Annotated in this window: 3 protein-coding genes and 1 pseudogene; all 4 read right to left on the bottom strand. The window is 40.7% G+C overall.

What is annotated here, in order from left to right; all coding sequences use genetic code 11:
* Positions 1-1,127: DUF6443 domain-containing protein (locus BLU98_RS17365; protein WP_257575100.1), on the bottom strand; the 1,127-nt coding region annotated here is incomplete at its 3' end.
* Between the two features lie 50 nt (positions 1,128-1,177).
* On the bottom strand, positions 1,178-1,723 hold the full coding sequence (locus BLU98_RS17360) for a hypothetical protein (protein WP_092727072.1): 546 nt from the start codon (positions 1,721-1,723) through the stop codon (positions 1,178-1,180).
* Between the two features lie 17 nt (positions 1,724-1,740).
* The gene (locus BLU98_RS17355) at positions 1,741-5,430 is read right to left on the bottom strand and encodes a hypothetical protein (RefSeq protein WP_092727071.1); all 3,690 of its coding nucleotides are present in this window, start codon (positions 5,428-5,430) and stop codon (positions 1,741-1,743) included.
* An 18-nt stretch (positions 5,431-5,448) separates the two neighbouring features.
* Positions 5,449-6,326: pseudogene (locus BLU98_RS17350) on the bottom strand (hypothetical protein); the annotation flags it as partial.

The raw sequence follows: 6,326 nt of genomic DNA, 5'->3' as shown, positions 1-6,326 counted from the left end.
CCCATATTAGCGTCCTGGGTAAATACCAGCCGGTCTCTTTTATCATAGATCATGTATACCCAGCCTGCACCCGGCACTTTCTTGGCAATCATCCGCCTGCGACCATCGTATTCATAACGAAAACAAAGTTCAGCAATGATCACATTATTTCCGGCTGTCAAATCCCAGATTCCATTAACCAGCATGGCCTGCACTGCTTTTGGAGGAATGACGAAACGTAGATTGCCAAAGTCATCATATACATAATAGGTACACAACCAGCCAATATGTGCACTGCCAGGAGTAGCAGCCAATTGTACCTTTTTCAATACAACATGTTTCTCATTGTCTTTATATTCCACTACACTATTACCATGCTCGTCTATGGTTACACTTTTATACAATTGTCCAGCCCTATACAAATTGCCGGATACCGGAATATTTGTACTTGCGTCTCCTCCATTATAAGTGAGGGCGTTATTAGTAATCGCCCATATCCTCACCGAATCGCTCACCGCATTGAGCAGGTACTGTGTGTTCACTGCACGCTCCACCGCCCCACCTTCTGTTCCAGCCCAGTTATTGCCCGGGGCAAAAGATTTAGATATCCTGTTAAGCGGGGAAGCTTCAAAAACAGTCTTCCTATAATAAATGGCTTCATTCGTATAAGCTGACTGTTGGGTCTGATAAGTCGTTCCGTAAAATGTGCTTTGGTCTCCAAATGGGTCCGTTTTGAGAAAACCATCTATTCCTGTAGCTGTATAAGGAATGAATTTATACGTTTCTCGTCCAAATGGGTCGTAGACAGAAGGCGTTATCAAGTCTTTTTGCCCGGGGGAACTTTGCCAATTAACCATTTGAAGTGGCCGTCCCAAACCATCTGCATATTGAGAAGAATGTCCAACCTGTGTAACCAGCCTGCTTGAAGAGATCACATCAGATTCAAAGATATAAGGCTGCCTGGGTTCCCAGGTTCGAATATAATTGACCGATGTGACACCTGAGTATGCTGAAGGCTTATACACAACCGCAGTAGCTGCGGCTGCTTTGGTGTCAATGGTGGGCGCATTGGTTTGTGCTGCCCCATGCTGACAGATCAATACTGCTCCAATCGTTACAGATGTAATTATTTTTTTAAAAGAGACCATATCACTATGATTTAATAGCCTTTTAATAATCGTTTGATATACCGAAACTGCTATTCATACACTTGTTGTCCCAGTATATCTTTTATCAATTTCTCGGTTGGAAAAACGCCTTTTTTTATGTTCGCAAACAAAATCCCTGTCTCGTTTACAATGTACATTTGCCCCCCATCTTCAACATCCTCATCAAAGTGTTGATTATTGTCTTTACTTGTCAACCATTGCAAAAGAGGGTGCTGGGCATTTTCATTGTTCTTTTTGACCCTTCTTATAGCTGTTACAGGATAACTCAGGTTAAGAGAATCCCTTAAAAGTGAAACCAACATTTTTTCCGGCATAGCTGTACTAAAATCCTCTGCCGGAACGGCTATAATAGACAAGATCGTTTGGGTTTCCCTGAAAAGCGTATCCAATGAGCGCAATAGTTTCCTGTCGGGATTACCCGCATTAAATACAGCAACCAGTATCTTTTTACCTTTATAAGAAGCCATATCGATGTCTTCTCTATCCAGGCTTTTAAATTTCAAGGCATATATGCTCTTTTCAGGAATGGAATACGAACAAATAAATACAAACAGAAGCAGCAATATTTTTCTCATAATCTTATATTAAATGATCAATAAGTTATTCTGGCAACAGCACAGGTAGCACATACCTGAACATTATAAAAACTAGTCGAATTCACTCCTGCAGAAGTAAATGTGTAAAAGCTATAGGTATACAAGGCCGATGCATTGCTTGCCGACATATTTACATTATAAGTACCTATCGGCACTTGCCCTGCAACGGTTCCACTGGCCGCTCCGGAGTTCAGTGTAAAACTATAAGTAGTATTCGTTGAGGTATTGGTTAGCTTTAGGTATATGTAATCGGACGTTGCATTCGAATAAGTAACATTGGCCATGACCGGACAAGCTGTAGTATTATAGGTACTGATGGTTTGCGTCTGCGTATAGGTGCTACTATTGGGATTGATATTTTTTTGTGTTGTCAATTGATTTCCTGTATTAGATCCGCTTGAATTCAATTCACAGGCAGGTCCGTTGATGGTTACCCAGTATGCACTTGCATTATTGGGTATTTGGTAGAGATAATCAAATCTCTTAACAACATTCTTATACGAATCTCTTATTAGCTTTAAGCGGCTGAAAGCGTCATATTCGTAATATACAATATGATTTAATGCATCGCATTTGTTCGTCATTCCAACAAGAGGGTTGAATGCATAAGTAGTCATCAAAGACCCTTTTGGATACAGACGAACCTCATCAATTGAGCCGCTGCCGCTAATAGTAATAGCAGAAACTCCCGAAACAACGTGTTCATAATAGACCCAGCCGTTGGCATTCATGCCAGCTGTACCGGCAGCTCCGTTTACCAAATACGAGCTGCTTCCGTTTTTAGACCAGTATGACACAACATAGACAGATCCAGTATTCAAACCCGACTTTGTTAGATAATTAGCAGCTGATAAAGTATAATATTTGTTTCCAGTAGGACTGGTAGCATCTTGTACCGTAGCCGCACCTGTAATTGTCCAATTGCCGGTTCCATTCGCTTCAAAACTCGTATAGGCAATATCTTGCAAAGATGCATTTACTACTTCTGCAACGGGATATTGTTGATTATAATCCCAAACATAGCTGCGAATGGGATCACTTATTTTCTGTTGTTGCAGTGTGTTACCTCTGCTATCGAAGCTCTGCATGATAACAGCGGGCTGATACCTGTAATCTTTAATAAAACTATTCCCGGTAATAGTAGAAGCAGAGAAGTCGCTAACTCCAGTGGAACTTTCAAACCGGTATATGGTATCGGGATAGGGTTGGCTGGTTTTAAAAGAAGTGAGTATTCCTGTAATTGTCCTGGGGTTGGTTCCATTTGCATTCATCCGTTGAGTGTACTTTTCCACTGGAACTGTAATAATGTTCTTTGATTGCAGATTTAATATTCCGGAAGATTTACTATCTGGCAAAGAAGAAACGGTATAGTCAAGCGGATATTTAATATTTGTCACTTCATTTTCTCCGCTACTCAAGTTTGTAGTCATTTGCAGAGGCTGGTAATTGTTGTTATTATAAACATAAGAAGTTGTTTTAACCAATGAGCTTGACGGCGTATTCTGGTCGAAAGTAGTTTCGGTAGTACTGTTCAGTACATAATTTCCGGTTGTTACCGGATAAGAGGCATAATCAAATAAATATATGGGGTGTCCGCAGTTAAAAGATGCCCCTGTAACATTAGGATCATTCAGTGATTCAGATGCCGGAGGAGAAGTTACATAATCATAATTTCGACTCACAAGCAGGCCCACCGAATCATATCTTACAGACTGAAAAGACCCATAATTATTACTGAGTTGATAGATCAGTTTGTTGTTTGAATCATAAATTGACTTACTGGCCAAATATCCACGCTGCCAGTAATTGGTTTGCGTGTATAATTTTGCCATTGAATTGGGAACATATGAATTATTCACGTCGGGGGTGAATAGGTAATTGTAAATCGTTTTTCCTGAAACCGTTCCCGTTGCCGGATCACCGTCATATTCTGTTACATAATCATAATAAACAGGAACACCATCATAAGGAACTAGGCCAATGCTCAAGCTTGAAGAATACGTTCTTGACCTTATTGATTCCGGGCATACCTGCTGGCTCTGAGGTCCTCCCCAGGCTTGAGAAATAATTGAGCTGCTGAAAAAAGAAGGATTAATTGAAAAATTGCTGGGTGCATTCAGATTCCCATAGCCCGATTCGTTGTTGCCATATTTGTATGTTAATATGAAAGGGGTTGCGGAAATTCCATCGTATTTCCTGATTTGTTTTATTCTCAACCCTCCTGCGTTGATAATTGAATTGGAATAATAATATTTGTTTGTCTCATACGTAAACTCTGTATGTCCTCCCGTTGGATAATTAATCCGTTCCAACACGCAAGCTTTCATCCTGGAAGTGTCCGGCTCCCTGTTCGCATCACCTACCGTTACTGTTGATGCGGTACCGCCGTCATTTATAAAAGATACTTGCGTAGCAGGAACCAATGTTGATCCATAATTGCTATTGTAATACCCCCACCAATCCTTTTGCCTACTTAAATTGCTGGGTAAAATAGTGGAATTATATCCAAACGAATACGCTTCAACTCCTGCATTCTGGTTATCAGTGTATTTAAGTGAATCCAGCCGGAGCCTGTCATTATTAGAATAATAACTTTGATAAAGCTGTATCGTTTTCAGTGGCAGGTAACTTGAAGTGCTGTAATCATACTTATAAACAGTAATACTGCTTAACTTTTTATCGTTGGTTCTGTCCAGTCGATTATCCGTGGATGGATTAAAAAGTATTTTCCCATTCCTGAAGCCAATTTCACTGATCTTATATTCCACCGAATAGTTAGACACATTATAAGTATAGCAAGAAGCAACAGTACTGGATTGAAAAGTAGTTGGAGGAGAATATGCTAACTTTTGATCTTTTAAAACACAGTAATCGTTTATATCTGTGAGGCCTTGTAAATATTGCGATGTATACTTAAAGCTGATCGTATCAGCTTTATCCGGCGAAATCATAGCAGATAATAACCAGGAAGTAACTACAGGAACCGACGTCTGTTTAAAAGGATCAAATGAATTAGAAGTTTCATAGCAACTACTGCTATCCAAACCTTTACCAAACTGGTAAGTAATACCATTTTCATCAACAATTGTTATTGTATTAGCAGCAAGATTGGCCGTTATTTGTGTTTTATCCAAAGGCAGTTTGATAAGCGTGGTTTTATCCCTGTTAAAGATGAAGTGCCCGCTTCTTCCGGCAAGATTATAAGAAAAAACATCAGGTTCCCCATCAATAAACCCTCTCTGAAAGTTCAATAAATAATTCAGATCGTCCTGGGAAGTTCTGAAATTAACCGTGCCTTTAACTACATTACCTACTGATAGGTACCCATTAGAAGTCTCATCAACATTACCATTTACCTTTCTGGTAATCATACCTCCGGCATCCAGAGACCAGCCCAATCCAATCCAATTGGACACATCAGCCACTTTATTGCCTGACGGATGATATCTCAAAGCTACAGGCAAGGAAAGGCTTCCAGATTTAATTTCATAAACTGGAATCGATATGTTCACCAATCCACTGTATAAACTAACCGGATAATCACCAAACTTACCAAGAGACGCGGCATTAGGAGTTGGTATGGTTACAGTGTTCATTTGAGGATTGGTAACACCACTGGTCTGCGCTTTCAGTGTAAATATGGTTGTGATAATAAAAAGCAGCAGTAAGTAAATTTTCTTAATCATACACCAAAGAATATTGTTTTAGAAATTATACCCTATCCTGAATTTTAATGGTTGTGTTCTCGGCACCTGGCTGTAGCTCAAAAAGTCCCACAGCAACTGTAGGTTGCCTTTCTTCTTACCTATCCGGTACTTCTTGGTCAGTCCCACCAAACCGCTTCTTTGCCAGGCATCCAGGTTCTTCAATTGCTCGATCTTGGAAAAAGACTGCTGGTAATTGAGTTCATAGCCGCCTGTTATCCAGATACTGCCTTTGTATTTCACATCCAGGTAGCTTCTCAACGAAACACCCTCGCCTGTGATCCTTATATTACTGATGTTTTTACCCCATCCCATTTTATATCCTGCACCCACTCCCACAGTAGCTTTATCATTTAGTTTGTATCCTGCTGTCAAAGCAAGGTCACTGGTAACTGGCAGCAGGCTGTTCGTTTTTTGGGATTGTATATTCAACCCATATTCTATCCGCTTCCAGAAAGTTTTCGTCTTCTGGTTGTTCGGTTTGAAATCCGGCATCTCCAGGTCGCTGCTGCTCCCGCCGCCGGCCTTGTTGATCTTATCTTTTAATCCGTTCAGCTCAGACTGGGCCTGCTGTACCTGCTGTTGCAGGTATTGTTGCGGATTACTTCCTCCTGCGGCGCTAAGCTGTTGGGTTAATTGTTGTTGCACGCTGGTTCGGGTTTGTAGTCCGCTCAATGCCAGGGTGGGATCCCCATAGCTTCCCGGCATCGGGAACAACTGTGCCAACAAACTATTCTTACTCATAAAATCCTTAAAAGCCGGGGTGTTTCTCACTACTGACATTAGCTTTTCGGCCATTTTATCCGGGTCGTTCATCATCTTCTTGTATTCTGCTACCTGTGCCTGGTAGTAATACATTTGCTTATTGAAATTTTGCA

This window comes from Hydrobacter penzbergensis (assembly GCF_900106985.1).
In the GTDB taxonomy this organism is placed as follows: domain Bacteria; phylum Bacteroidota; class Bacteroidia; order Chitinophagales; family Chitinophagaceae; genus Sediminibacterium; species Sediminibacterium magnilacihabitans.
Note: the sequence above shows the minus strand (reverse complement) of the source record. Positions and strands in the feature narration are given on the sequence as shown.

Bases quoted from the DNA above. Each gene is read 5' to 3' on its own strand.
- BLU98_RS17360 (WP_092727072.1), bottom strand. From the start codon at position 1,723: ATGAGAAAAATATTGCTGCTTCTGTTTGTATTTATTTGTTCGTATTCC.
- BLU98_RS17355 (WP_092727071.1), bottom strand. From the start codon at position 5,430: ATGATTAAGAAAATTTACTTACTGCTGCTTTTTATTATCACAACCATA.